Origin of the sequence: Massilia sp. R2A-15, from assembly GCF_030704305.1 — a bacterium.
GTDB lineage: Bacteria > Pseudomonadota > Gammaproteobacteria > Burkholderiales > Burkholderiaceae_D > JAFCUW01.
The window spans coordinates 2,510,830-2,531,153 of record NZ_CP131935.1 but is presented as its reverse complement, the minus strand read 5'-3'; the positions used below and the strand labels follow the sequence as shown (position 1 = coordinate 2,531,153).

21 protein-coding genes are annotated in these 20,324 nt (G+C 64.7%); 18 read left to right on the top strand and 3 right to left on the bottom strand.

From position 1 onward, the window contains the following. Window positions 1-125 precede the first annotated feature (125 nt). On the top strand, window positions 126-2,264 hold the full coding sequence (locus tag Q4S45_RS11615; RefSeq protein WP_305504286.1) for a methyltransferase domain-containing protein: 2,139 nt from the start codon (window positions 126-128) through the stop codon (window positions 2,262-2,264). Window positions 2,265-2,467: 203 nt separating this feature from the next. Here Q4S45_RS11615 and metG read toward each other — a convergent pair whose 3' ends face one another. Further along, complete coding sequence (gene metG, locus Q4S45_RS11610) at window positions 2,468-4,588, bottom strand: methionine--tRNA ligase (RefSeq protein WP_305504283.1); 2,121 nt, start codon at window positions 4,586-4,588, stop codon at window positions 2,468-2,470. 147 nt (window positions 4,589-4,735) lie between these two features. Here metG and apbC point away from each other — a divergent pair, with 147 nt between their 5' ends. From apbC to Q4S45_RS11590, 4 genes are all read left to right on the top strand, one after another. Then, entirely contained in the window at window positions 4,736-5,824 is a 1,089-nt protein-coding gene (gene apbC, locus Q4S45_RS11605; protein ID WP_305504281.1) for an iron-sulfur cluster carrier protein ApbC, read from the top strand. A 34-nt stretch (window positions 5,825-5,858) separates the two neighbouring features. Then, the gene (locus Q4S45_RS11600) at window positions 5,859-6,263 is read left to right on the top strand and encodes a DUF4399 domain-containing protein (RefSeq protein WP_374046031.1); all 405 of its coding nucleotides are present in this window, start codon (window positions 5,859-5,861) and stop codon (window positions 6,261-6,263) included. A gap of 57 nt (window positions 6,264-6,320) precedes the next feature. Continuing rightward, window positions 6,321-7,340, top strand: coding sequence for an RNA methyltransferase (locus Q4S45_RS11595; RefSeq protein ID WP_305504279.1), 1,020 nt, complete (start codon window positions 6,321-6,323; stop codon window positions 7,338-7,340). A 254-nt stretch (window positions 7,341-7,594) separates the two neighbouring features. Further along, on the top strand, window positions 7,595-7,978 hold the full coding sequence (locus Q4S45_RS11590; protein WP_305504277.1) for a DUF6795 domain-containing protein: 384 nt from the start codon (window positions 7,595-7,597) through the stop codon (window positions 7,976-7,978). A gap of 19 nt (window positions 7,979-7,997) precedes the next feature. Here the strand turns inward: Q4S45_RS11590 and Q4S45_RS11585 are convergent, their stop codons facing one another. Beyond that, a complete protein-coding gene (locus Q4S45_RS11585; protein WP_305504275.1) occupies window positions 7,998-8,537 on the bottom strand; it encodes a hypothetical protein in 540 nt (179 codons plus the stop codon). Between the two features lie 107 nt (window positions 8,538-8,644). Between Q4S45_RS11585 and Q4S45_RS11580 the strand changes: the two genes are divergently transcribed. Further along, on the top strand, window positions 8,645-9,124 hold the full coding sequence (locus Q4S45_RS11580; RefSeq protein WP_305504273.1) for a VOC family protein: 480 nt from the start codon (window positions 8,645-8,647) through the stop codon (window positions 9,122-9,124). A gap of 50 nt (window positions 9,125-9,174) precedes the next feature. On the opposite strand, the gene Q4S45_RS11575 is transcribed toward Q4S45_RS11580, so the two are convergent. Further along, window positions 9,175-9,585 carry a VOC family protein gene (locus Q4S45_RS11575; RefSeq protein WP_305504271.1) on the bottom strand — a complete coding sequence of 137 codons (411 nt, stop codon included), beginning with the start codon at window positions 9,583-9,585 and terminating at the stop codon, window positions 9,175-9,177. Window positions 9,586-9,903: 318 nt separating this feature from the next. On the opposite strand from Q4S45_RS11575, the gene Q4S45_RS11570 reads away from it, so the two are divergent. Genes Q4S45_RS11570 through gltX form a run of 12 tightly spaced genes read left to right on the top strand, consistent with a single transcriptional unit; the run spans window position 9,904 to window position 20,290 of the window. Beyond that, entirely contained in the window at window positions 9,904-10,512 is a 609-nt protein-coding gene (locus Q4S45_RS11570) for a molecular chaperone (RefSeq protein ID WP_305504269.1), read from the top strand. Window positions 10,513-10,537: 25 nt separating this feature from the next. Beyond that, complete coding sequence (locus Q4S45_RS11565) at window positions 10,538-10,747, top strand: formate dehydrogenase (protein WP_305504267.1); 210 nt, start codon at window positions 10,538-10,540, stop codon at window positions 10,745-10,747. 15 nt (window positions 10,748-10,762) lie between these two features. Then, window positions 10,763-13,642, top strand: coding sequence for a molybdopterin-dependent oxidoreductase (locus tag Q4S45_RS11560; RefSeq protein WP_305504265.1), 2,880 nt, complete (start codon window positions 10,763-10,765; stop codon window positions 13,640-13,642). A gap of 22 nt (window positions 13,643-13,664) precedes the next feature. Continuing rightward, window positions 13,665-14,336, top strand: coding sequence for a formate dehydrogenase FDH3 subunit beta (fdh3B, locus tag Q4S45_RS11555; protein WP_305504264.1), 672 nt, complete (start codon window positions 13,665-13,667; stop codon window positions 14,334-14,336). Then, entirely contained in the window at window positions 14,333-14,551 is a 219-nt protein-coding gene (locus tag Q4S45_RS11550; RefSeq protein WP_305504262.1) for a hypothetical protein, read from the top strand. The genes fdh3B and Q4S45_RS11550 overlap by 4 nt, the downstream gene beginning before the upstream one ends. An 11-nt stretch (window positions 14,552-14,562) precedes the next feature. Beyond that, complete coding sequence (locus tag Q4S45_RS11545) at window positions 14,563-15,606, top strand: formate dehydrogenase subunit gamma (RefSeq protein WP_305504261.1); 1,044 nt, start codon at window positions 14,563-14,565, stop codon at window positions 15,604-15,606. Continuing rightward, a complete protein-coding gene (locus Q4S45_RS11540) occupies window positions 15,603-15,926 on the top strand; it encodes a hypothetical protein (RefSeq protein ID WP_305504259.1) in 324 nt (107 codons plus the stop codon). The genes Q4S45_RS11545 and Q4S45_RS11540 overlap by 4 nt, the downstream gene beginning before the upstream one ends. A gap of 10 nt (window positions 15,927-15,936) precedes the next feature. Next, on the top strand, window positions 15,937-16,356 hold the full coding sequence (locus tag Q4S45_RS11535; protein WP_305504257.1) for a hypothetical protein: 420 nt from the start codon (window positions 15,937-15,939) through the stop codon (window positions 16,354-16,356). Then, the gene (locus tag Q4S45_RS11530; protein ID WP_305504255.1) at window positions 16,353-16,802 is read left to right on the top strand and encodes a DUF3305 domain-containing protein; all 450 of its coding nucleotides are present in this window, start codon (window positions 16,353-16,355) and stop codon (window positions 16,800-16,802) included. The genes Q4S45_RS11535 and Q4S45_RS11530 overlap by 4 nt, the downstream gene beginning before the upstream one ends. A gap of 9 nt (window positions 16,803-16,811) precedes the next feature. Continuing rightward, window positions 16,812-17,285: a DUF3306 domain-containing protein gene (locus Q4S45_RS11525; protein WP_308633177.1), complete on the top strand. Its 474-nt coding sequence runs from the start codon at window positions 16,812-16,814 to the stop codon at window positions 17,283-17,285. Continuing rightward, the gene (locus Q4S45_RS11520) at window positions 17,282-18,862 is read left to right on the top strand and encodes a 4Fe-4S binding protein (RefSeq protein WP_305512012.1); all 1,581 of its coding nucleotides are present in this window, start codon (window positions 17,282-17,284) and stop codon (window positions 18,860-18,862) included. The genes Q4S45_RS11525 and Q4S45_RS11520 overlap by 4 nt, the downstream gene beginning before the upstream one ends. A gap of 33 nt (window positions 18,863-18,895) precedes the next feature. Beyond that, window positions 18,896-20,290 (top strand): glutamate--tRNA ligase, encoded by a 1,395-nt coding sequence (gene gltX, locus Q4S45_RS11515; protein WP_305512011.1) that lies wholly within the window; start codon window positions 18,896-18,898, stop codon window positions 20,288-20,290. Window positions 20,291-20,324 lie beyond the last annotated feature (34 nt).

Here is a 20,324-nt window from a genome sequence, read left to right as displayed (position 1 = left end):
CCAGTTCTGCGCCCGCGCCGGATGCGTTTCCGGGGTCTGGTCCTGCGGACCTGACCCCATTTGGGATCACTTGGCGACCGGCTTTGGCATAGAATCGCACCAGCAACCTTAATCGAAAGGCAAGAATGCGCGCACCGCCGACTTCCCGCTACATCGCCTTGCTGTTCCTCGTGTCCGGATTTTCGGCGCTGATCTACCAGGTGGTCTGGCAGCGCACGCTGTTCGCTACCTTCGGCATCAACAGCGAATCGGTGACGGTGATCGTGTCGGTCTTCATGTTTGGCCTGGGCGTGGGCGCGCTCGCCGGCGGCTGGCTGCAGCGGCGCTTCCCGCGCCATCTGCTGCGGCTGTTCCTCGCGCTCGAAGTGGTGATCGGCCTTTACGGACTGGCCAGCCTGGCGCTGATCCGCCTGGTCAGCGACGCGGCCGGAGACACCTCCACCGGCGCGCTGGTGCTGTGGGTGTACCTAATCCTCGCCGTGCCGACGCTGATGATGGGCGCGACCCTGCCGGTGCTGGTGGCCTGGCTGCAAGGCTACCTGCGCAACGTCGGCCAGTCGGTCGGCCTGCTGTATGCGTTCAACACCTTTGGCTCCGCGCTGGCGGCGTGGTTCACTGTGCAGGTGCTGTTTCGCTTCACTGGCCAGCACGGCGCCGTGCTGATCGCGGCGTGTTGTAATTTTGCCACTGCGTCGCTCATCTACGAGGCCAGCTGCCGCATCGCGCGCGCAGGCGTCATCGGCGACGATTTGCCGGAAGCGGAACCTGCGCGGCCGGCGCTGCTTCCGTATGGGCTGGTCTGCGCGATCTTGCTGGCGATCGGCTTCATCTCGCTGAGCCAGGAGATTTTGTGGTTCCGCATGCTCGGCTTCATGACGGCCAACCGGCCGCAGGTGTTCGGGCTGATGCTGGCCGCCTTCCTGACCGGGATCGGCGCCGGCTCGCTGCACTCGCGCAGGGCCTGCCTGCCGGACGGGCGGCCGGTGGCCTACCTGGTGCGCGCGCTGTTTTGCGCGGTCGCCGTATTCTACCTGGCGCTGCCGATTGTAGCGGCGACTTCGGCATGGGTGGCGAAGGACGCCGGCGCGATGGTCGCCTACCTCACCATCGCCGCCGTCGCCTTCTTCACCGGCGGCATCCTGCCGATGCTGATGCACCTGGGCGTGCCGGGCGAATCGGCTGACGCGGCGCGCTCGGTGTCGTGGCTGTACTTTGCCAATATCGTTGGCGCCACGTTCGGGCCGCTGGCGACAGGGTTCATCCTGCTCGACCTGTTCACGCTGGAAGCCAACATCGCGATACTGAGCGCGCTCACCATGCTGCTGCTACTCGCGCTGCTGGCGGCGCTGCCGATGGAGCGCGCGTCGAAGCTGCGCGCCGCGGGGCTTGCGGCGGCGATGATCGTCGTCGCCGGCGCGCTGCACGGCTGGCTGTACGACGGCCATCTCGAGCGCCTCCAGTTCGGCAAGCCGCATCATCCGGCGTTCGTGCACCGGCTGGAAAATCGCAGCGGCATCATCACGGTCGATCACCAGCCCGATGCGGACATCATGTACGGCCATGGCATCTACGACGGCCGCTACAACCTCGACCCGCTGCTCAATACGAACCTGATCGACCGCGCCTACCTGATCGCCAGCCTGCATCGCAAGCCGGAGCGGGTGCTGGAGATTGGCCTCAGCACGGGCTCGTGGGCCAAGGTCATTTCGACGTATCAGCCGGTAAAGTCGCTGACGATCGTCGAGATCAACAAGGGATATACGTCGGTGATGGGGCACTACCCGCAGATTGCGGGCGTGCTGGCCGACCCCAAGGTGCATTTGAATATTGACGATGGAAGGCGATGGCTGCGCAACCATCCGGACGAGCGATTCGACCTGATCGTGATGAACACCACGTACTACTGGCGCAGCAATGCAACCAACTTGCTGTCGGCGGAATTCCTCGAGATGGCGCGCCGGCACCTGAAGCCGGGCGGGGTGATCTACTATAACGCCACCGGTTCGCAGGATGTGGTGTACACGGCGGCGACCGTGTTCAAACACGTGACGACGTACCTGACGTTCGTGGCGGCGAGCGATGCGCCGTTCGATATGAGCGTGGAGGAGAGAAGGGCGAACCTGCGGCTGTTCGAAGGGTATCGGCCCGAACTTGACCGGCTGGCGACGATGCCGCTGCGGCCAAGGCGCGACGAGTATCTTGCGAAGAAGGGACTGTGGCGGATCACCGACGATAACATGGCGGTGGAGTACAAGACCCACTAAACCAGCACGCGGCGCTGAGAAAGATGGGGTCAGGTCCGTCGGACCTGACCCCGGTGTTGTCGCGGTAGAGTGAGCTGCGCCGACCTGGATTAAAGCCGCGGCAGAAAAGCTGGGGTCAGGTCCGCAGGACCAGACCCCGATGCTTGACGCGGCGCGGAGCGGAGTCGGGGTCTGGTCCTGCGGACCTGACCCCATCTTGCTCGTTAGCGGATGCGCATGCCCGGCTTCGCGCCCGGCCACGGCTCCAGCACGTACAGGCCTGGGTCGGCTTTCTCGTCCGCGGCCGATGCGCACAGCACCATGCCTTCGGACACGCCAAACTTCATCTTGCGCGGCGCCAGATTCGCGACAAGCACCGTCAGCTTGCCGATCAGCTGCTCCGGCTGATACGCCGACTTGATGCCCGAGAAGACGTTGCGCATGCGGCCTTCGCCTACGTCCAGCGTCAGGCGCAGCAGCTTGTCCGAACCGTCAACCTGCTCGCAGTTGACGATCTTCGCAATGCGCAGGTCGATCTTGGTGAAGTCGTCGATCTTGATTTCCGGCGCCAGTTCTTCGATGTCGCTGGCAGCAGCTGGAGCGACTTCCGCCGCAGCAGCCACCGGCGCCGCGACCGCCGCCGGCTTGTCGAACAAGTCCTCGACCATCTTCGCGTCCACGCGCTGCATCAGGTGGCTGTACGCGCCGATCGTGCGGCCCAGCATCGGCTGGAACACGGCCGCGCCCTTGGTGTCTTCCCACGTCAGCTGCGCATCGCCCAGCATCTCGGCCACGCGCGCCGCGATCTGCGGCAGCACCGGCGACAGCAGGATGGTCAGCTGGCGGAACAGGATCAGCGCGGTGGTGCAGACATCATGCAGCTCCGCGGCTTTGTCGGCATCCTTGGCCAGGATCCACGGCTTGTTCTCGTCGACGTACTGGTTGGTGATGTCGGCGATTTCCATGACCTCGCGCAGCGCCTTGCCAAATTCGCGGCTCTCGAAATGGGCGGCGATGCTGGCCTGGCGCTCGACGCCGTCGACGCTCAGGGCCTTCGAAATCCAGCCCATCGCGGTCGGCGACAGTTCGGCGGCCAGCTTGCCGTCGAACTTCTTGGCGATGAAGCCTGCGCAGCGGCTGGCGATGTTGATGTACTTGCCGATCAAGTCGCTGTTCACGCGCGCCACGAAATCGTCGCCGTTGAAGTCCAGGTCTTCGACTTTTGCATTGAGCTTGAACGCGATGTAGTAGCGCAGCCACTCCGGGTTCATCTTCAGGTCCAGGTAGCGCAGCGGCGAGATGCCGGTGCCGCGCGACTTCGACATCTTCTCGTTGTTGACGGTCAGGTGCCCGTGCACGTTGACCTTCAGCTTGTCGATGATCGGGTGCTGCGCGAAGTTCAGCATCGCAGGCCAGAACAGCAGGTGGAAAGAGACGATGTCCTTGCCGATGAAGTGCACCTGCTCGGTGCCCGGATCGTTCAGCAGCGCGTCGAAGTCGATGCCTTTCTTGGCGCAGTAGTTCTTCAGGCTGGCCAGGTAGCCCACCGGCGCGTCCAGCCACACGTAGAAGAATTTGCCCGGCGCGTCAGGGATCGGAATGCCGAAGTAGGGCGCGTCCCGCGAGATGTCCCAGTCGGCCAGCTTTTCGCCCGCTTCACCGAGCCACTCGGAAACCTTGTTGACCATTTCCGGCTGCAGTCGGCCCGGCGTGTTCAGCCACTCCTTGAGGAAGGTGTAGCAGCGTGGGTCGGACAGCGCGAAGAAGTACTGCTCCGAGGGCTTCAGGATCGGCGTCGAGCCGGTAAATACGGAGAACGGGTTCACCAGTTCGGTCGGCTGGTAGGCCGCGCCGCACACTTCGCAGTTGTCGCCGTACTGATCCTTCGCGCCGCACTTCGGGCACTCGCCCTTGATGTTGCGGTCGGCCAGGAACATGCCCTTGACCGGGTCGAAGAAGCGGTCGACGGTCTTGGTCACGATCAGGCCGGCGTCGCGCAGCTTGCGGTAGATGCCCTGCGACAGTTCGACGTTTTCCGGCGAGTCGGTCGAGTACCAGTTGTCGAAGCCGATGTGGAAGCCGTCCAGGTATTGCTGGCGGCCGGCGGCGATCTTGGCGACGAACTCCTGCGGCGTGATGCCTTCCTTTTCGGCCGCGATCATGATCGGCGTGCCGTGGGTGTCGTCGGCGCAGACGAAATGGACCTCGCGCGCGGCGCCGCCATCGCGTTGCATTCGCTGGAAGCGCACCCAGATATCGGCCTGGATGTACTCCATCATGTGGCCGATGTGGAAGGCTGCGTTGGCGTAAGGCAGGGCGGTGGTGACGAACAGCTTGCGGGTCATGGTCGAAATACGCTTATCGATAGATGAAAATAAGCATTTTACCAGCGGATGCCGTCCTTGCGCATGGCCGGCCGGGGCGCTTTGCCATTCCTGCAAGTCGGCCCAGCGGTTTTGCGCTAAACTTCGGCATCACATCTGGAGATATTCATGAGCATCACAGCAGAAGACGTCAAGGCGGCACTGGCGGCGGTCATCGACCCGAACACCCAGAAAGACTTCGTTTCATCGAAATCGGTCAAGAACATCAAGGTTGAAGGCGGCGATATCAGCCTCGACATCGAACTCGGCTACCCGGCCAGGAGTCAAATTGCAGCCATCAGCGCCGACGTAACGCGCGCGCTGCAGGCAATTCCCGGCGCCGGCAACATCAAGGCCAACGTCTATTCGAAAATCATCTCGCACACGGTGCAGCGCGGCCTGAAGATCATGCCGAACGTGAAAAACATCATCGCCGTCGCTTCGGGCAAGGGCGGCGTGGGCAAGTCGACCACCGCGGTCAACCTGGCGCTGGCGCTGGCGGCCGAAGGCGCCTCCGTCGGCATCCTGGACGCGGACATCTACGGCCCGTCGCAGCCTATGATGCTGGGTATTTCCGGCCGTCCCGAGACCACCGACGGCAAGACCATGGAGCCGCTGGAAAATCACGGCCTGCAAGTGTCGTCGATCGGCTTCATGATCGATCCGGACGAGCCGATGGTGTGGCGCGGCCCGATGGTCACCCAGGCGCTGCAGCAGCTGCTCGAGCAGACAAACTGGCGCGACCTCGATTACCTGGTCGTCGATATGCCGCCGGGCACCGGCGACATCCAGCTGACGCTGTCGCAGAAAGTGCCTGTCACCGGCGCCGTGATCGTCACCACGCCGCAGGACATCGCGCTGCTGGACGCGCGCAAGGGCTTGAAAATGTTCGAGAAAGTCGGCATTCCGATCCTCGGCGTGGTGGAAAACATGAGCACCCACATCTGCTCGAACTGCGGCCACACCGAAGCGATTTTCGGCCACGGCGGCGGCGAGAAGATGTGCCGCGACTTCGGCGTCGAATTCCTCGGCGCCTTGCCGCTGACGATGGCGATCCGCGAGCAGACCGATTCCGGCCGCCCGACCGTGGTCGCCGAGCCGGACGGTGCGGTCGCGCAGGTCTACAAGGACATCGCGCGCAAGGTCGCCGTCAAGATCGCCGAGAAGGCCAAGGACATGACCAGCAAGTTCCCCAGCATCGTCATCAAGAACGACTGACGATTTCATCCACCTTGAAAAGAAGGAGATCGGTATGCGTATTCCGTACAAGCAGTTGGCAGTAGCCGTTGCAATGAGTGGAATCGCCGGCCTGGCGCTGGCGCAGTCGCAGTCGGTGTCCTTCCTCGAGCCGGCCGACGGCGCCACCGTCACCAGCCCGTTCAAGGTGAAGTTCGCGGTGAAGGGCATGGAAGTGCGGCCGGCGGGCGACATGGCGTCGAACACGGGGCACCATCACCTGCTGATTAACGCCGACAACGTCAAGGCGGGCGATGTGGTCCCGACCGACGACAAGCATCTGCATTTCGGCAAAGGCCAGACGGAGGCTGAAGTGAAGCTCCCGCCCGGGAATTACACGCTGACCATGCAGTTCGCGAATGGCGCGCACCAGTCGTACGGCGCGCCTTTGAGCAAGTCGATCAAAGTCACCGTCAAATAGAGTCACAGACAGCCGTTCATCGGGGTCTGGTCCTGCGGACCGGACCCCATTTTCCGCATGAATCTAGAAACCATCCGCTCCCGTCTGCGCTCCCTCGGCGCCCAACCCCTGCACGAACAACGCATCCTGCGCGACTGGGTGCGCGCCCAGCCTTACGACCAGGGCCGGCGCCGTCCGCAGGACTTCCTGCCCAAGCCGGTACGCGAAGCGCTGCCCGCGCTCGACGCCGAACTGCACGGTATGGCCCGCCTGATCAGCACGCATCCGGGCGAAGACGGCTCAGCGCGCCTGCTGGTCGGCCTCGCCGACGGCCAGGCGGTCGAGACCGTGCTGCTGCCGCGCGACGGCGTATGCGTGTCCAGCCAGGTGGGCTGCGCGGTGGGCTGCCAGTTCTGCATGACCGGGCGCGACGGCCTGATCCGGCAAGTGACCAGCGGCGAGATCGTCGCACAGGTCGTGCTGGCGCGGCGCCAGCGGCCGGTGAAGAAAGTCGTGTTCATGGGCATGGGCGAGCCGGCCCACAACCTCGACAACGTGCTGGCGGCGATCGAGCTGCTGGGCACCGAGGCCAACATTGGCCACAAGAACCTGGTGTTCTCGACGGTCGGCGACGTGCGCGCCTTCGAGCGCTTGGCGGCATCGACCGTGAAGCCGGCGCTGGCCTTGTCGCTGCATACGACCAAGCCGGGGCTGCGCGAACAGCTGCTGCCGCGCGCGCCGAAGCTGACGCCGCGCGAGCTGGTAGAGCATGGCGAGCGCTACGCGCGCGCAACCGGCTACCCGGTGCAGTTTCAGTGGACCTTGCTGGAAGGCGTCAACGACGGCGACGACGAGCTGGACGGCATCGTCGAGCTACTGAAGGGAAAGCACGCCGTGCTCAACATGATCCCCTACAACACGATCCCCGACCTCGCGTTCAAGCGTCCCAGCTGGGAAAAGGCGAGGGCGATCGCCGCGGCGCTGCACCAGCGCGGCGTGCTGACCAAGCTGCGCGACTCGGCCGGCCAGGACGTCGACGGCGGCTGCGGCCAGCTGCGCGCCCGCGTCGCCCGCAGCATCCCCATCCGCGCAATCTGACTCCCTTGTTGTGGTGGTGGTGCGCCTGGACGGGGGCAACACCCGCCAGCCCGTCGTTCCAGCGAAGGCTGGAACCCATACTGAGCCTGCATGCCGTTGGCTAACACGACGCCCTGGCTACCGGCCCTGCCTGCGGATTGCGGTTTGTCGTGAGGAATAGATCCCCTTCGACTTGCGGATTATTAAGATACTCTTTGACTCAGCGTTTAGAGTTCGACCACGCACCCGCAAATCGGCGTGGCAAAGGGACGGCAATGGCAAAGTTCGTGATTTTCTCTGAAGTGAGCGGCCAGGTTCTGCACTACGGCAAACCGGTGTCGGGTGCGGTGCTGGAGCGGACATTTGATTGGCACCGGGAGCAGGCCATCGACCACGCGACCACGGACGCGGAAGGGAAGTTCAGCCTTCCAAAGATTGAGCGCGGCTCATTTCTGTCTTCTCTGCTGCCGAGTGAACCGTTCACTGAGCAGATCATCATGATCCGGTATCAAGGCAACGCATACAAAGCCTGGTATTTCGTGAAGCGCAACTATCGTGAAAACGGCGAGTTGGAAGGCCGGCCTATTCGAATGACGTGTCGGCTCGAATCGGCTCCTGAAACGCACGGCGGGGTGTTTGGAATCTGCGAACTTGACTAATTCAGGGTGAAAATCGGAGTCAGTCAAATTGTGGTCGCCTGTCGCCGGCGCGCGGACTCGGACTCAATGAGGGGCTTTTCCGTAAGGTGACGGCACGGGTGGCGAGATCCACCAGGAATATTGTGCCGATGTCGTCTTCGATTTCGATAGCAGCGCGATCCGCCGTAAGATGCATCCGTTGAAACCAGCGCGGCGGGCTGCCGACAGGTGATCCCGCATCATAAGGATTGGTGTAGAGCTGCACTCTCCACAGTTGCTTTCCATTTGCGGCATCCTTGGCCACGAGCCAGCCGCCACGCTCGGCGTCTGGCCGGGTCTGCCGCGCCGTGTCCTGCTCATAACGAACTCCGCCGTGCTCGATCGGCAAGACATGGGGCGGCGATGGGTGGTTCGGTGTGCTTGCGGGATGCGACACTATATCCTCCTTGCTGGGCAGCGCCGGCGAATGTGCGGCGGCCGGCACCAGAATTTCTGCACAGGCGGGTGTAGCCGGAATCAGGGCAACCGCACATGTGGCGAGTGACGAAGTGGCCGCGAATGCCAGCGCGATTCTGCACATGGATCACCTCGAAGGAACACGACGAATCTTGCGCCTGCAATGAGTTTGAATTAGGCCAGCCATTTTATGGTTTAAGCTATGTTTTTGTCATCAATCGGAGAACAAAAATGGTCAGCAAAAACACGATTTGCCTTTGGTTCAACGGTGCCGCGGAAGAAGCCGCGCAGTTCTACGCGAAGACCTTCCCGGACAGCTCGGTGGGAGCCATCCATCGCGCGCCCGCCGACTTCCCATCCGGTAAAGAGGGCGATGTGCTGGTGGTGGACTTCACTGTGGCCGGCATCCCCTGCATCGGCCTGAACGGCGGCCCAGGGATCGAGCACAGCCAGGCATTCTCGTTCCAGATTGCGACCGACGACCAGGCGGAAACCGACCGCTTGTGGGATGCGATCATCGGCAACGGCGGCCAGGAAAACGCGTGTGGCTGGTGCCAGGACAAGTGGGGCATCTCGTGGCAGATCACGCCGCGCGTTCTGACTGACGGCTTCAACGATCCCGATCGCACGGTGGCCAAGCGCGTGTTCGAGGCAATGATGGAGATGCGGAAAATCGACGTGGCCAAGATCGAGGCGGCGCGCCGCGGCTGATCGCAACGCGGCGTCGGCCTCAACGAAATTTGATCCGCGATGCGATTCCTTTATGAACCGGAGGGCATCGCGGACATATCCATCCACATAGCTCCCCAGATGTGACCGTCGGGGTCGGCGAAGTCGCGGCCGTACATGGTCCCATGTTCCTCGACGGGATTGATGTCGGCCGTGCCGCCATGTTCGGCCGCCGCCTTGTTCATTGCATCGACCTGCTCGCGTGAATCGCATGAGACGTTGAGCGCGACCTCGCTCGACGTCGACGGCGGAATCGGGCGGGTCGTAAATGTGCTCCACCTTGCGTGGGTCAGGAGCATCACGCTGATCGACTCGCTCCATTTCATGAGCGCCGCGGTGCCGTCCGTGAACTGCGGATTATTCTCGAAGCCCAGCGCAACATAAAAAGCCTTTGACGCGTTCAGGTCGGACACTGGCAAGCTGACGGTAATCGTTCGGGACATCGAAGTTCTCCTGTTGGCGAATTCTTGGGTGGGTGGTGTGATTTCGATCACGAATATCAATTTAGCATGATCGCCCGCGATGGCGGCGAATATCCACAGCACAACCCCGAGGTTGCATATGCTTGACTACTCAAGTATATCTCGGCGCCCGATAGCGTTTCCTGGCGTATTTACCCGCGCACGATTGAATTTTCTGCGCGCATTTTCGTAGACAGTTGCACAATGGCGGAATAGACTTATTGGCATCAATCAAGAGAGGATAGCCTAATGCATTCCTCCGTCTCGGAGACAGTAATTGATCCCGCGGGTAGCCATGCAATGCGCATGCCCGTGGCGCAGGAAGAGCAGGCGCGGGCCGACATCTACGGCCTGATCGCCCGCCTGCTGCTGGCCCCGCCCGACGACGCGCTGCTCGACAGCCTCGCCGGCGCCGACGCCATCGTTTCCACCGACACCGAACAGCCCCTCGACCGCGCCTGGGACCAGCTTTCGCTGACCGCGCGCCTGCTGCCGTTCGAACTGGTGCGCGACGAGTACAACGACCTGTTCATCAGCACCGGCGTCCCCCGCGTCAATCCCTACGGCTCCCTCTACCTGGCCGGCTTCCTGCACGAGAAACCGCTGGCCGCCTTGCGCGCCGACCTCGCGAAGCTGGGCCTGGCCCGCCGCGGCGGCGCAGTGGAAACCGAAGACCACCTGGGCGTGCTGTGCGAAACCATGCGCCGCCTGATCGTCGACCGCCACAGCGTCAGCGCGCAAAAACAGTTCTTCGACGCCCACCTCGCAACGTGGCACGGCAAATGCCTCGCCCACTTGCGCCAGGCCGAAGGCGCCCAATTCTACGCACGCGTGGCCGACCTGGCCGCGGCGTTTTTCGAGATCGAGCAACAGGCATTCGACGTGGCCGAGGACGATGCGGCCGACTGATTCAACCCACCCTAGGGACAGCACCATGGACGATAGCAAAACAGTCGACAAGAAACGGCGCGGATTCTTGCGTGCCGCCGGCGGGGCAGGGGCGCTCGGCGCGCTGGCCGCCGTGGCGAGCGATGCGCCAGCCGCAACGCCGGTGGCAGTCGCGCCGGCGCCTGACGCGAAACCCGTCGGCTACCACGAGACAGAGCACATCCGCCATTACTATCGCACCGCGAAATACTGGTAGAACAGGAGCGTATCGATGACCGTCGTTAAAAAAACCTCCGGCGCCAGCGCGAACGGCGCCAGGTCCGCCCTGCAGCAAGGCCTGGCCCGCGCCGCGAATGCGACCATCAAGCGTCGCTCCTTCCTGGTGCGCGCCGGCCTGACCGCGGGCGCCGCCGGCCTGGCGCGCAACCTGCCGTTCAACGTGATCGACACCGCCCAGGCCGAGCAGGCAGCGGCCGCCGCAGCCGCCGCGCCGGTGGTCAAGCACACCGTCTGCACCCACTGCTCGGTGGGCTGTTCGGTCGAGGCGGTGGTGCAGAACGGCGTGTGGATCCGCCAGGAGCCAGCCTTCGACTCGCCGTTCAACATGGGCGCCCACTGCGCCAAGGGCGCGTCGGTGCGCGAGCACGGCCACGGCGAGCACCGCCTGCGCTATCCGATGAAGCTCGTCGCCGGCAAGTACCAGCGCATCTCGTGGGACCAGGCGATCAACGAGATCGGCGACAAGCTGCTCGACCTGCGCGCCAAGGCCGGCCCCGATTCGATGATGATGATCGGCGGGAGCAAGCACAATAACGAGCAGTCCTACCTGATGCGCAAGTTCGCCTCGATGTACGGCACCAACAACTGCGACCACCAGGCGCGCATCTGCCATTCCACCACGGTCGCCGGCGTGGCCCAGACCTTCGGCTACGGCGCGATGACCAACTCGTTCAACGATCTGCATCACAGCAAAGCGATCATGTTCATCGGCTCGAACGCGGCCGAGGCGCATCCGATATCGATGCTGCACGCGCTCCACGCCAAGGAGATCGGCGCCAAGATCATCGTCGTGGACCCGCGCTTCACCCGCACCGCGCGCTTCGCCCACCAGTACGTGCGCGTGCGCCCCGGCACCGACATCCCCCTGGTGTGGGGCCTGCTGTGGCACATCTTCCAGAACGGCTGGGAGGACAAGAGCTTCATCGAGCAGCGCACCTACGGCATGGAGGAAGTGCGCAAGGAAGTGGCCAAGTGGACGCCGGAAAAAGTCGCGGACGTTACCGGCGTGCCCGAAGCGGCCGTGCGCCAGATGGCCCAGACGCTGGCGCTGAACCGGCCGTCGTCGGTGGTCTGGTGCATGGGCATCACCCAGCACCACGTCGGCACCGCCAACGTGCGCGCGCTGTGCATCCTGCAGCTGGCGCTGGGGAACATCGGCGTGGAGGGCGGCGGCACCAACATCTACCGCGGTCACGACAACGTGCAGGGCGCCACCGACGTCGGCCCGAATCCCGATTCGCTGCCCGGCTACTACGGCCTGGCCGAAGGCGCATGGAAGTACTTCTGCACCGCCTGGGGCGTCGATTACGACTGGATGAAAGGGCGCTACGGCTCCAAGGAGCTGATGGAAAAGCCAGGCATGGCGGTGTCGCGCTGGTTCGACGGCGTGCTGGAAAAGAACCAGTACGTCGATCAGCCGACCAACCTGAAAGCGGTGCTGTACTGGGGTCATGCGCCCAACAGCCAGACCCGCCTGCCGGACATGAAGGCGGCGATGCAGGCGCTCGATCTGCTGGTGGTGATCGACCCGTATCCGACCATGACGGCGGCGATGCACGGCCGCACCGACGGCGTCTACCTGCTGCCCGCCACGACCCAGTTCGAGACACAGGGCTCGGTGACCGCGTCGAACCGCAGCATCCAGTGGCGCGAGCGCGTGATCCAGCCTCTGTTCGAGTGCAAGACCGACCACGAGATCATGTACCTGTTCGCCAAGAAGTTCGGTTTCGCCGAGCAGCTGTGCAAGAACATCAAGGTGGTCAACAACGAGCCGGTGATCGAGGACATCCTGCGCGAGATTAACCGCACCTGCTGGACCATCGGCTACACCGGCTGCTCGCCGGAGCGCCTGAAACTCCACGCGGCCAACAAGCACACCTTCGATCCGACCACGCTGCTGGCGACGGACGGTCCGTGCAAGGGCGACTACTACGGCCTGCCGTGGCCGTGCTGGGGCACGCCGGAGATGAAGCATCCCGGCACGCCGATCCTCTACAACATCAACAAGCCCGTGATGGAAGGCGGCATGCCGTTCCGCGCCAACTGGGGCGTGGACCGCAACGGCGAGTCGCTGCTGGCGGCCGACGGTTCCACCACCAAGGACAGCGAACTCGATACCGGCTATCCCGAATTCGACCACGTGTTCCTGAAAAAGCTGGGCTGGTGGTCGGAGCTGACCGACGCCGAAAAGGCCCAGGCAGAAGGCAAGAACTGGAAGACCGACCTGTCGGGCGGGATCATCCGCGTCGTCATGAGCCACGGCTGCGCGCCGTACGGGAACGCCCGTGCGCGCGCCAACGTGTGGAACTTCCCCGATCCGGTGCCGGTGCACCGCGAGCCGCTGATGTCGCCGCGCCGCGACCTGGTCGCCAAGTATCCGACCTACGACGACAAGGCCAATTTCTGGCGCGTGCCGACCCTCTACAAGTCGGTCCAGGCGGTCGACTTCTCGAAGGACTACCCGCTGATCATGACGTCCGGCCGCCTGGTCGAGTACGAGGGCGGCGGCGACGAGACGCGCTCGAATCCGTGGCTCGCCGAACTGCAGCAGGAGATGTTCATCGAGATCAATCCGGCGGACGCGGAGAAATTCGGCGCGGTGACGAACCATTTCATCCACGTCGAAACGCCGACCGGCGCGCGCCTGAAGGTCAAGGCGCTGGTCACGCCGCGGGTGCCGCCAGGCCTGGTGTGGATGCCGTTCCACTTCGGCGGCTGGTGGATGGGCGAGGATCTGCTGCACAACTATCCGGAAGGCGCTGCGCCTATCGTGCGCGGCGAGGCCGTCAACACCGGCTGGACCTACGGCTACGACGCCGTGACGATGATGCAGGAAACCAAAGTATCGCTGTGCCGCCTGGCGCGCGTCTGAGAGGAGTGACATGCAAGCACGGATGAAATTCATATGCGACGTCGAGCGCTGCATCGACTGCAACGGCTGCGTGACCGCTTGCAAGAGCGAGAACGAGACGCCCTGGGGCGTGAACCGGCGCCGCGTCGTCACCATCGACGACGGCCACCCCGGCGAACACTCGATCTCGGTCGCGTGCATGCACTGCACCGACGCGCCCTGCCTGGCGGTGTGCCCGGTCAACTGCATCTATCACACCGAGGATGGCATCGTCCTGCACAACAAGGACCAGTGCATCGGCTGCGGCTACTGCTCGTACGCCTGCCCGTTCGGCGCGCCGCAGTTCCCGGAGACGGGCCTGTTCAACCACCGCGGCAAGATGGACAAGTGCACCTTCTGCGCCGGCGGCCCGGAGCCGGACCAGTCCGAGGCCGAATTCAAGAAATACGGCCGCAACCGCATCTCCGAAGGCAAGCTGCCGGCGTGCGCGGAGCAGTGCAGCACCAAGTCGCTGCTGGCGGGCGACGCCAACGTCATCGCCGACATCTACAAGCAGCGCGTCGAAACGCGCGGCTACGGCGCCGAACTGTGGGGCTGGGAGATCGCCTACGACCGCTCGAAGCGCAAGCCCGCGCCCGGCCAGGCGCCGGCCGACGGCCCGCGCGTGAACCAGTTGAACGAAACCCAGAACGGCGGCAAGAAGGAGGGCGCATGAAAGCGATGAACCTGACACTCGCGGCCGCGCTGGCGGTATCGCTCGCGGGCTGCCTGGAAGTCGAGCAGCATCCGGCCTACGCCAACGGCGCCTACGCCGGCAAGGTGGACAACAAGTCCGAGGACACCACCTTCCGCAAGGACAAGGCCGCGCAGACCACCGCCCTGGCCGAGCGCACCAAAACCCAGAACGAATACAACCGGGTCAAACCCTGAAAGGATTCGCGATGCGTTCATTCATCTCACTGCGGCGGATCTTCGCGCTGGCCTGCGTCCTCCTGATGGCGGCGCCGGCGCTGGCAGAAGTGCCGAACAAGAATGCCAAGCCGGCCTACGCCGAAGAGCAGACCATCATGCAAACGGAGCAGCGCACGATCGACCAGGGCTTCACGTCGCCGGCGTCGGGCAAGCTGCACATGGACCGCCACTACCTCGGCCCGTACGGCGAGACCGAAGGTACGGTGCTGGTCCAGCGCGGCGGCAATACCTGGCGCCTGCTGCGCAACGGCCCGGTCGCCACGGCCAGCGGCTGGCTGCTGCTGGTCACTCCCTTGCTGATCTTCGGCTTCTACTTCGTCGTCGGCCCGGACCGTTCGCGCCAGGACTCCGGCGTGCGCATCGAGCGCTTCACGCGTTGGCAGCGCTGGGTGCACTGGTCCACGGCGATCAGCTTTTCCGCGCTGGCGATCACCGGGCTGCTGCTCTTCTTCGGCAAATACCTGTTCATGCCCTGGATGGGCCATGACGCCTACGCCTGGCTGGCGGCGCTGTCGAAATGGATCCACAACTTCGTCGGGCCGCTGTTCATCGTCTGCTCGGTGATCATGTTCTTCACTTTCGTGCGCGATAATATCTGGCGCCGCTGGGACTGGAACTGGATCAAGCACCTGGGCGGGATCATCTCGCACAAGCACGTCCCGGCGGGCTATTTCAACGCGGGCGAAAAAATCTGGTTCTGGGGCGCCGTCGTGCTGCTTGGCCTGCTGATGTCGGCCACCGGCCTGGTGCTCGATTTCGTCAACTTCCACCCGACCCGTTACCAGCTGCAGATCGCCGACTACCTGCACATCGCCGGCGCGACCCTGTACATCTTCGGATCGATGGGCCACATCTATCTGGGCACGATAGGCACGCCGGGCGCCTACGAGGCGATGCGCCACGGGACGGTCGACGCCAACTGGGCCAGGGCCCATCACGAAATCTGGTACGAGGAAGTGGTGCAGCAAACGCCGCCGACCGCGCCAGCGCCAAATCCGAGGGGGCGCATATGAAAACCGTGTTGATGATCGGGCTGGCCGCGCTGCTGGCCGCCGGCTGCTCGCGCAGCGACCGCGTGGCCGACGCCGGCATGCGCAAGACGAACTTTCCCGGCATGGTGACGGCAGGGGGCGGCACCAGTGGCGAAGTCATGGAGCGCAACAAGAAGCCGAAGACCGACGGCAGCTACGCCGGCGGCACCCCGTACCACGCGGGCGGCGCCGAGGGAAACACCGGCGGCACGGCGACGGCCGGCGCGGTGCAGGAATCGGGCCACGGCCCGTCCGGCAATACCGCGCCGCCGGCGGCCAAGCAAACCCCGAGCGGACAATAGAGGAGGGAGCATGCGGAAGATATCGATTGCCATCCTGATGCTGGCGCTGGCCGGCAGCGCCTTTGCCACCTTGCCGAAGCCGACTGCGGCCGAAGCCGAGGCGCAGGCCGCCAAGAAGGCCGCGGCCGACGCGCAGGCGGCCAAGGACAAGGAAGCGCTGCTGGCCAAGATGGATGCGCTCACCGCCTCCTGGCGCGCCAAGGCGCCCGGCAAGGGCCTGAAGGTCAATCCGCCCACGCCGTTGCCGGCGCCGGTGGCGGCCGTAACGGCATCGGCCAACCAGTCGGCGCCTTCCGGCCAGCCCGATGGCAAGCTGACCGCGACGGGTGCGGCGGCGCCGGTCACCAGCGAGAAGGCCGGCACGGCGGCGCCGAGCAAGGACGTCAAGCCCGCTCCATCGCCGCCGGCGTCGTCGGTGAAGACCAGATGACGCCAGTGTCGAGCATGCGCATCGCTGTCATCATGCAGCGGCGCGAATTGAATCACCGCTGGGCCGACGAGGCCTGGGCGGCGGTCGCCGTGCTGGCCGACCACGGCGGCCTGCCGGCGACGCAGCCGATCGGGAACGGGTCCTACCTGGTGTCCGGCCTTGAGCTGCAGCTGTTCCCGGATGAAAACGAAGGCTATTTCGAAAACTGGATCGCGCCGGAGTCGAAGGTGTTTGTCGCGTGGCGCATGCAGGATGGCCGCGCGATGCCGGTGCGCGCCTCGGTCAGCTACGCCGAAGGCACGCGCATGTTCGACTGCGGCGAAGCGGCCGACGGCGTGCTGATGCCGATCGAGGTACACAGCTGGCTGGCCGACTACCTGCGGGTGCACTACACGCCGCGCCAGCCGGGAGGCGAAGCGCGCCACGGCAAGCGCGCGCGCAGCTAGGAGCGGGCGATGCCGAACGAAGGATTTTTGCAGCGCTGGTCGAGGCTGAAGTCGCACCCTGAAACGGAGCCGGGGTCTGGTCCCGCGGACCTGACCCCATCTTTGGAAGGGCCGCAAGAACAAATGGGGTCAGGTCCGCCGGACCTGACCCCGCCTTTGACCGCGCCGGTCGAACCGCCGCCGCTTCCAACGCTTGCCGACGCGGCCAGCCTGACCGCCGAATCCGACTACTCCGCCTTCGTCGCCCGCGGCGTCGACGCTTCCGTGCGCCGCCTCGCCATGAAAAAGCTGTTCGCCGACCCGCACTTCAACGTGATCGACGGCCTGGACATCTACATGTCCGACTACAACGTGCCCGACCCCGTCAGCCCCGCGATGCTCGCCTCGCTGGCGCACGCGCGCAACATCTTCGCGAAGGTCGTCGAGGATGTGCTCGAAGACGACGCACCCACACCAGCTCCACCCGCCCAGGAACAAGAATGAATTCACCCGATCCAATCAGCAAAGAACGCGCGAAGATCGCGGCACTGGAAGCCGCGTCCGCGCTGCCCGGCCCCGACCCGGTGCCGTCGGTTGCCTACCGCTCCGCCGGCAAGACCCTGATCGTCGGCAGCGCCGCCGACGTGGCGATATGGTCCGAAGGCCTGGCCGCGCTCGAGCTGACCGTGCTCCACACCGAGCGCGTGCGCAACATCGCCATCAAAGGCTGGCTGGGCGCCTTCGAGGCGTCATGGGACGGAGGGCAGGGCAGGTTCGACCTCGTGCTGGACCTCTCGCCCGTGCCCCTGATCGCCCGGCACGAGCCGCCGGCCGGCTACTTCGCGCCGGCGCCCGACATCGCCTCTCGTGCCGCCGCCGTGCGGGAACTGGCGGAGATGATCGGCGAGTTCGAAAAGCCCAAGTACTTCGTCTACAAGGAGCGGCTCTGCGCGCATAGCCGCAACAAGCTAATCGGCTGCAACGCCTGCATCGAGATCTGCTCCGCCGAAGCCATCTCCGGCGCCGGCGACAAGATCCGCGTCGACCCGAACCTGTGCGCCGGCTGCGGCGCCTGCACCACCGTGTGCCCGACCGGCGCGCTCACCTACGCATACCCAAGCGCGGCGTACACGGGCGAGCGCCTGCGCACGCTGGTCGGCGCCTATCGCGAAGCCGGCGGCGGTGCGCCCGAGCTGCTTTTCCACAGCGGCGAACATGGCAGGGCGCTGATCGCCTCGCTGGAAGAAGCGGGCGTGCCTGCCTGGGTGCTGCCGGTCGAACTGCATCACGCCGCGTCGGTCGGCATCGACGTCTGGCTGGCCGCGGTCAGCTACGGCGCCGGCGCGATCACGGTGCTGATGACGGACGAGGAAGCGCCGCAGTACCGCACCGCTGTCGCCGCGCAGATGGAGATCGCGAACACCGTCCTCGACGGCCTGGGATATGAGGGCGGCCATTGCCGGCTGGTGCAGGCGCGCGACGCAAGCCAACTGGGCGCCGCGCTGGCGTCGCCGCCATCGAACCAGGTGGTCGCCGAGGCAGCCGCCTTCCACGTCATGGCCGACAAGCGCAACACGCTCGACCTGGCCTTGTCGCATCTGGCCAAGCACGCGCCCGTGAAGCCGGAAGCGATAGTGCTGCCGGCCGGCGCCCCGTTCGGCAATGTCAGGGTGGACACCGCGGCCTGCAGCCTGTGCATGGCCTGCGTGGGCGCCTGCCCGTCATCGGCGTTGATGGACAGCACCACGGTGCCGCAGCTGCGCTTCGTCGAGAAAAACTGCGTCCAGTGCGGGCTGTGCGAGACCACCTGCCCGGAGAACGCCATCACGCTCGAGCCGCGCATCTCGTTCGCGGAGGATTGGAACAAGCCGGTGGTCAAACACGAGTCCACGCCCTTCTGCTGCATTCGCTGTTCCAAGCCTTTCGGCACCCTGCAGATGATCGAGAACATGCTGGGCAAGCTGGGCACGCATCCGGCCTTCGCGGGCAACCTCGATCGCATCCGCATGTGCGGCGACTGCCGCGTCATCGACATGATGAAAAGCGGTGACAGCGCCAGAATCACTGGCCGAAGCCTGTAAAATAACTATCTTTACCTACAAGCTTCTATCGCCATGACTGTTGTCCGCACCCGTTTTGCTCCCAGCCCGACCGGCTATCTCCACCTTGGCGGCGCGCGCACCGCGCTGTATTCGTGGGCGTATGCCCGCCACTTCGGCGGTACCTTCATCCTGCGCATCGAAGACACCGACCTGGAACGCTCGACCCCCGAGGCGGTGCAGGCCATTATCGACGGCATGCAGTGGCTGGGCCTGAATCACGACGAAGGCCCGTTCTACCAGATGCAGCGCATGGACCGCTACCGCGAAGTGATCGCCGAGATGCTCGCAGCCGGCACCGCCTACCTGTGCTACTCGTCGCCGGAAGAAGTCGAGGCGATGCGCGAGCGCATGCGCGCGGCCGGCGAGAAGCCGCGCTATGACGGCACCTGGCGCCCGGAAGAGGGCAAGACCCTGCCGCAAGTCCCACTCGACCGCAAGCCGGTGGTGCGCTTCAAGAATCCGCTGGACGGCGAAGTGAGCTGGGACGATGTCGTCAAGGGCACCATCACGATCGGTAACAAGGAACTCGACGACCTGGTCATCGCGCGCCAGGATGGCACGCCGACCTACAACTTCTGCGTCGCCGTCGATGACTGGGACATGCAGATCACCCACGTGCTGCGCGGGGACGACCACGTCAACAATACGCCGCGCCAGATCAACATCCTGCGCGCGATCGGTGCGCCGCTACCGAAGTACGGCCACCTGCCGATGATCCTCGGCGCCGACGGCGCGAAGCTGTCGAAGCGCCACGGCGCCGTCAGCGTGATGGATTACCCGGCCCAGGGCTACCTGCCTGAGGCGATGCTGAACTACCTGGCGCGCCTGGGCTGGAGCCACGGCGACGACGAAGTGTTCTCGATGGAGCAGTTCTGCAAGTGGTTCGACCTGACCAACCTGACCGCTTCGCCGGCGCAGTTCAATCCCGAAAAGCTCAACTGGCTCAACAACCAGTACATCAAGCAGGCTGACGACGAGCGCCTGGCCTCGCTGGCGCGCCCGCGCATGCTGGCCGATGGCGCAGACTTCAACCACAACCCGCCGCTGGCGCAGGTGCTGGGCCTGATGAAGGAACGCGCCAACACCGTCAACGAGCTGGCCGACGCGGCGATGCTGTTCTACCGCGACCCGCAGCCCGACGCGGCCTTGCTGGCGCAGCACCTGACCGACGCCGTCAAGCCGGCGCTGGCGCAGTTCGCCGAGCGTTGCGAGACGGTCGAGTGGCGCCGCCCGGCGCTGGCCGCAATGATCAAGGAAGTGATCGCGGCGAACGCCATCAAGATGCCGCAACTGGCGATGCCGCTGCGCCTGATGATCACCGGCCAGCTGCAGACGCCGGCGATCGACGCCGTGCTCGAGCTGTTCGAGCGCGACATCATTCTGGCGCGCCTTCGAAAATTTCTTTAATTTCTTTAAATTATCCCCGTCAGGCATTTGCGGA

Excerpts from the sequence above, each read along its gene's own strand:
- Q4S45_RS11615 (WP_305504286.1), top strand. The coding sequence starts at position 126 with ATGCGCGCACCGCCGACTTCCCGCTACATCGCCTTGCTGTTCCTCGTG.
- metG (WP_305504283.1), bottom strand. The coding sequence starts at position 4,588 with ATGACCCGCAAGCTGTTCGTCACCACCGCCCTGCCTTACGCCAACGCA.
- apbC (WP_305504281.1), top strand. The coding sequence starts at position 4,736 with ATGAGCATCACAGCAGAAGACGTCAAGGCGGCACTGGCGGCGGTCATC.
- Q4S45_RS11600 (WP_374046031.1), top strand. The coding sequence starts at position 5,859 with ATGCGTATTCCGTACAAGCAGTTGGCAGTAGCCGTTGCAATGAGTGGA.
- Q4S45_RS11595 (WP_305504279.1), top strand. The coding sequence starts at position 6,321 with ATGAATCTAGAAACCATCCGCTCCCGTCTGCGCTCCCTCGGCGCCCAA.
- Q4S45_RS11590 (WP_305504277.1), top strand. The coding sequence starts at position 7,595 with ATGGCAAAGTTCGTGATTTTCTCTGAAGTGAGCGGCCAGGTTCTGCAC.
- Q4S45_RS11585 (WP_305504275.1), bottom strand. The coding sequence starts at position 8,537 with ATGTGCAGAATCGCGCTGGCATTCGCGGCCACTTCGTCACTCGCCACA.
- Q4S45_RS11580 (WP_305504273.1), top strand. The coding sequence starts at position 8,645 with ATGGTCAGCAAAAACACGATTTGCCTTTGGTTCAACGGTGCCGCGGAA.
- Q4S45_RS11575 (WP_305504271.1), bottom strand. The coding sequence starts at position 9,585 with ATGTCCCGAACGATTACCGTCAGCTTGCCAGTGTCCGACCTGAACGCG.
- Q4S45_RS11570 (WP_305504269.1), top strand. The coding sequence starts at position 9,904 with ATGCGCATGCCCGTGGCGCAGGAAGAGCAGGCGCGGGCCGACATCTAC.
- Q4S45_RS11565 (WP_305504267.1), top strand. The coding sequence starts at position 10,538 with ATGGACGATAGCAAAACAGTCGACAAGAAACGGCGCGGATTCTTGCGT.
- Q4S45_RS11560 (WP_305504265.1), top strand. The coding sequence starts at position 10,763 with ATGACCGTCGTTAAAAAAACCTCCGGCGCCAGCGCGAACGGCGCCAGG.
- fdh3B (WP_305504264.1), top strand. The coding sequence starts at position 13,665 with ATGAAATTCATATGCGACGTCGAGCGCTGCATCGACTGCAACGGCTGC.
- Q4S45_RS11550 (WP_305504262.1), top strand. The coding sequence starts at position 14,333 with ATGAAAGCGATGAACCTGACACTCGCGGCCGCGCTGGCGGTATCGCTC.
- Q4S45_RS11545 (WP_305504261.1), top strand. The coding sequence starts at position 14,563 with ATGCGTTCATTCATCTCACTGCGGCGGATCTTCGCGCTGGCCTGCGTC.
- Q4S45_RS11540 (WP_305504259.1), top strand. The coding sequence starts at position 15,603 with ATGAAAACCGTGTTGATGATCGGGCTGGCCGCGCTGCTGGCCGCCGGC.
- Q4S45_RS11535 (WP_305504257.1), top strand. The coding sequence starts at position 15,937 with ATGCGGAAGATATCGATTGCCATCCTGATGCTGGCGCTGGCCGGCAGC.
- Q4S45_RS11530 (WP_305504255.1), top strand. The coding sequence starts at position 16,353 with ATGACGCCAGTGTCGAGCATGCGCATCGCTGTCATCATGCAGCGGCGC.
- Q4S45_RS11525 (WP_308633177.1), top strand. The coding sequence starts at position 16,812 with ATGCCGAACGAAGGATTTTTGCAGCGCTGGTCGAGGCTGAAGTCGCAC.
- Q4S45_RS11520 (WP_305512012.1), top strand. The coding sequence starts at position 17,282 with ATGAATTCACCCGATCCAATCAGCAAAGAACGCGCGAAGATCGCGGCA.
- gltX (WP_305512011.1), top strand. The coding sequence starts at position 18,896 with ATGACTGTTGTCCGCACCCGTTTTGCTCCCAGCCCGACCGGCTATCTC.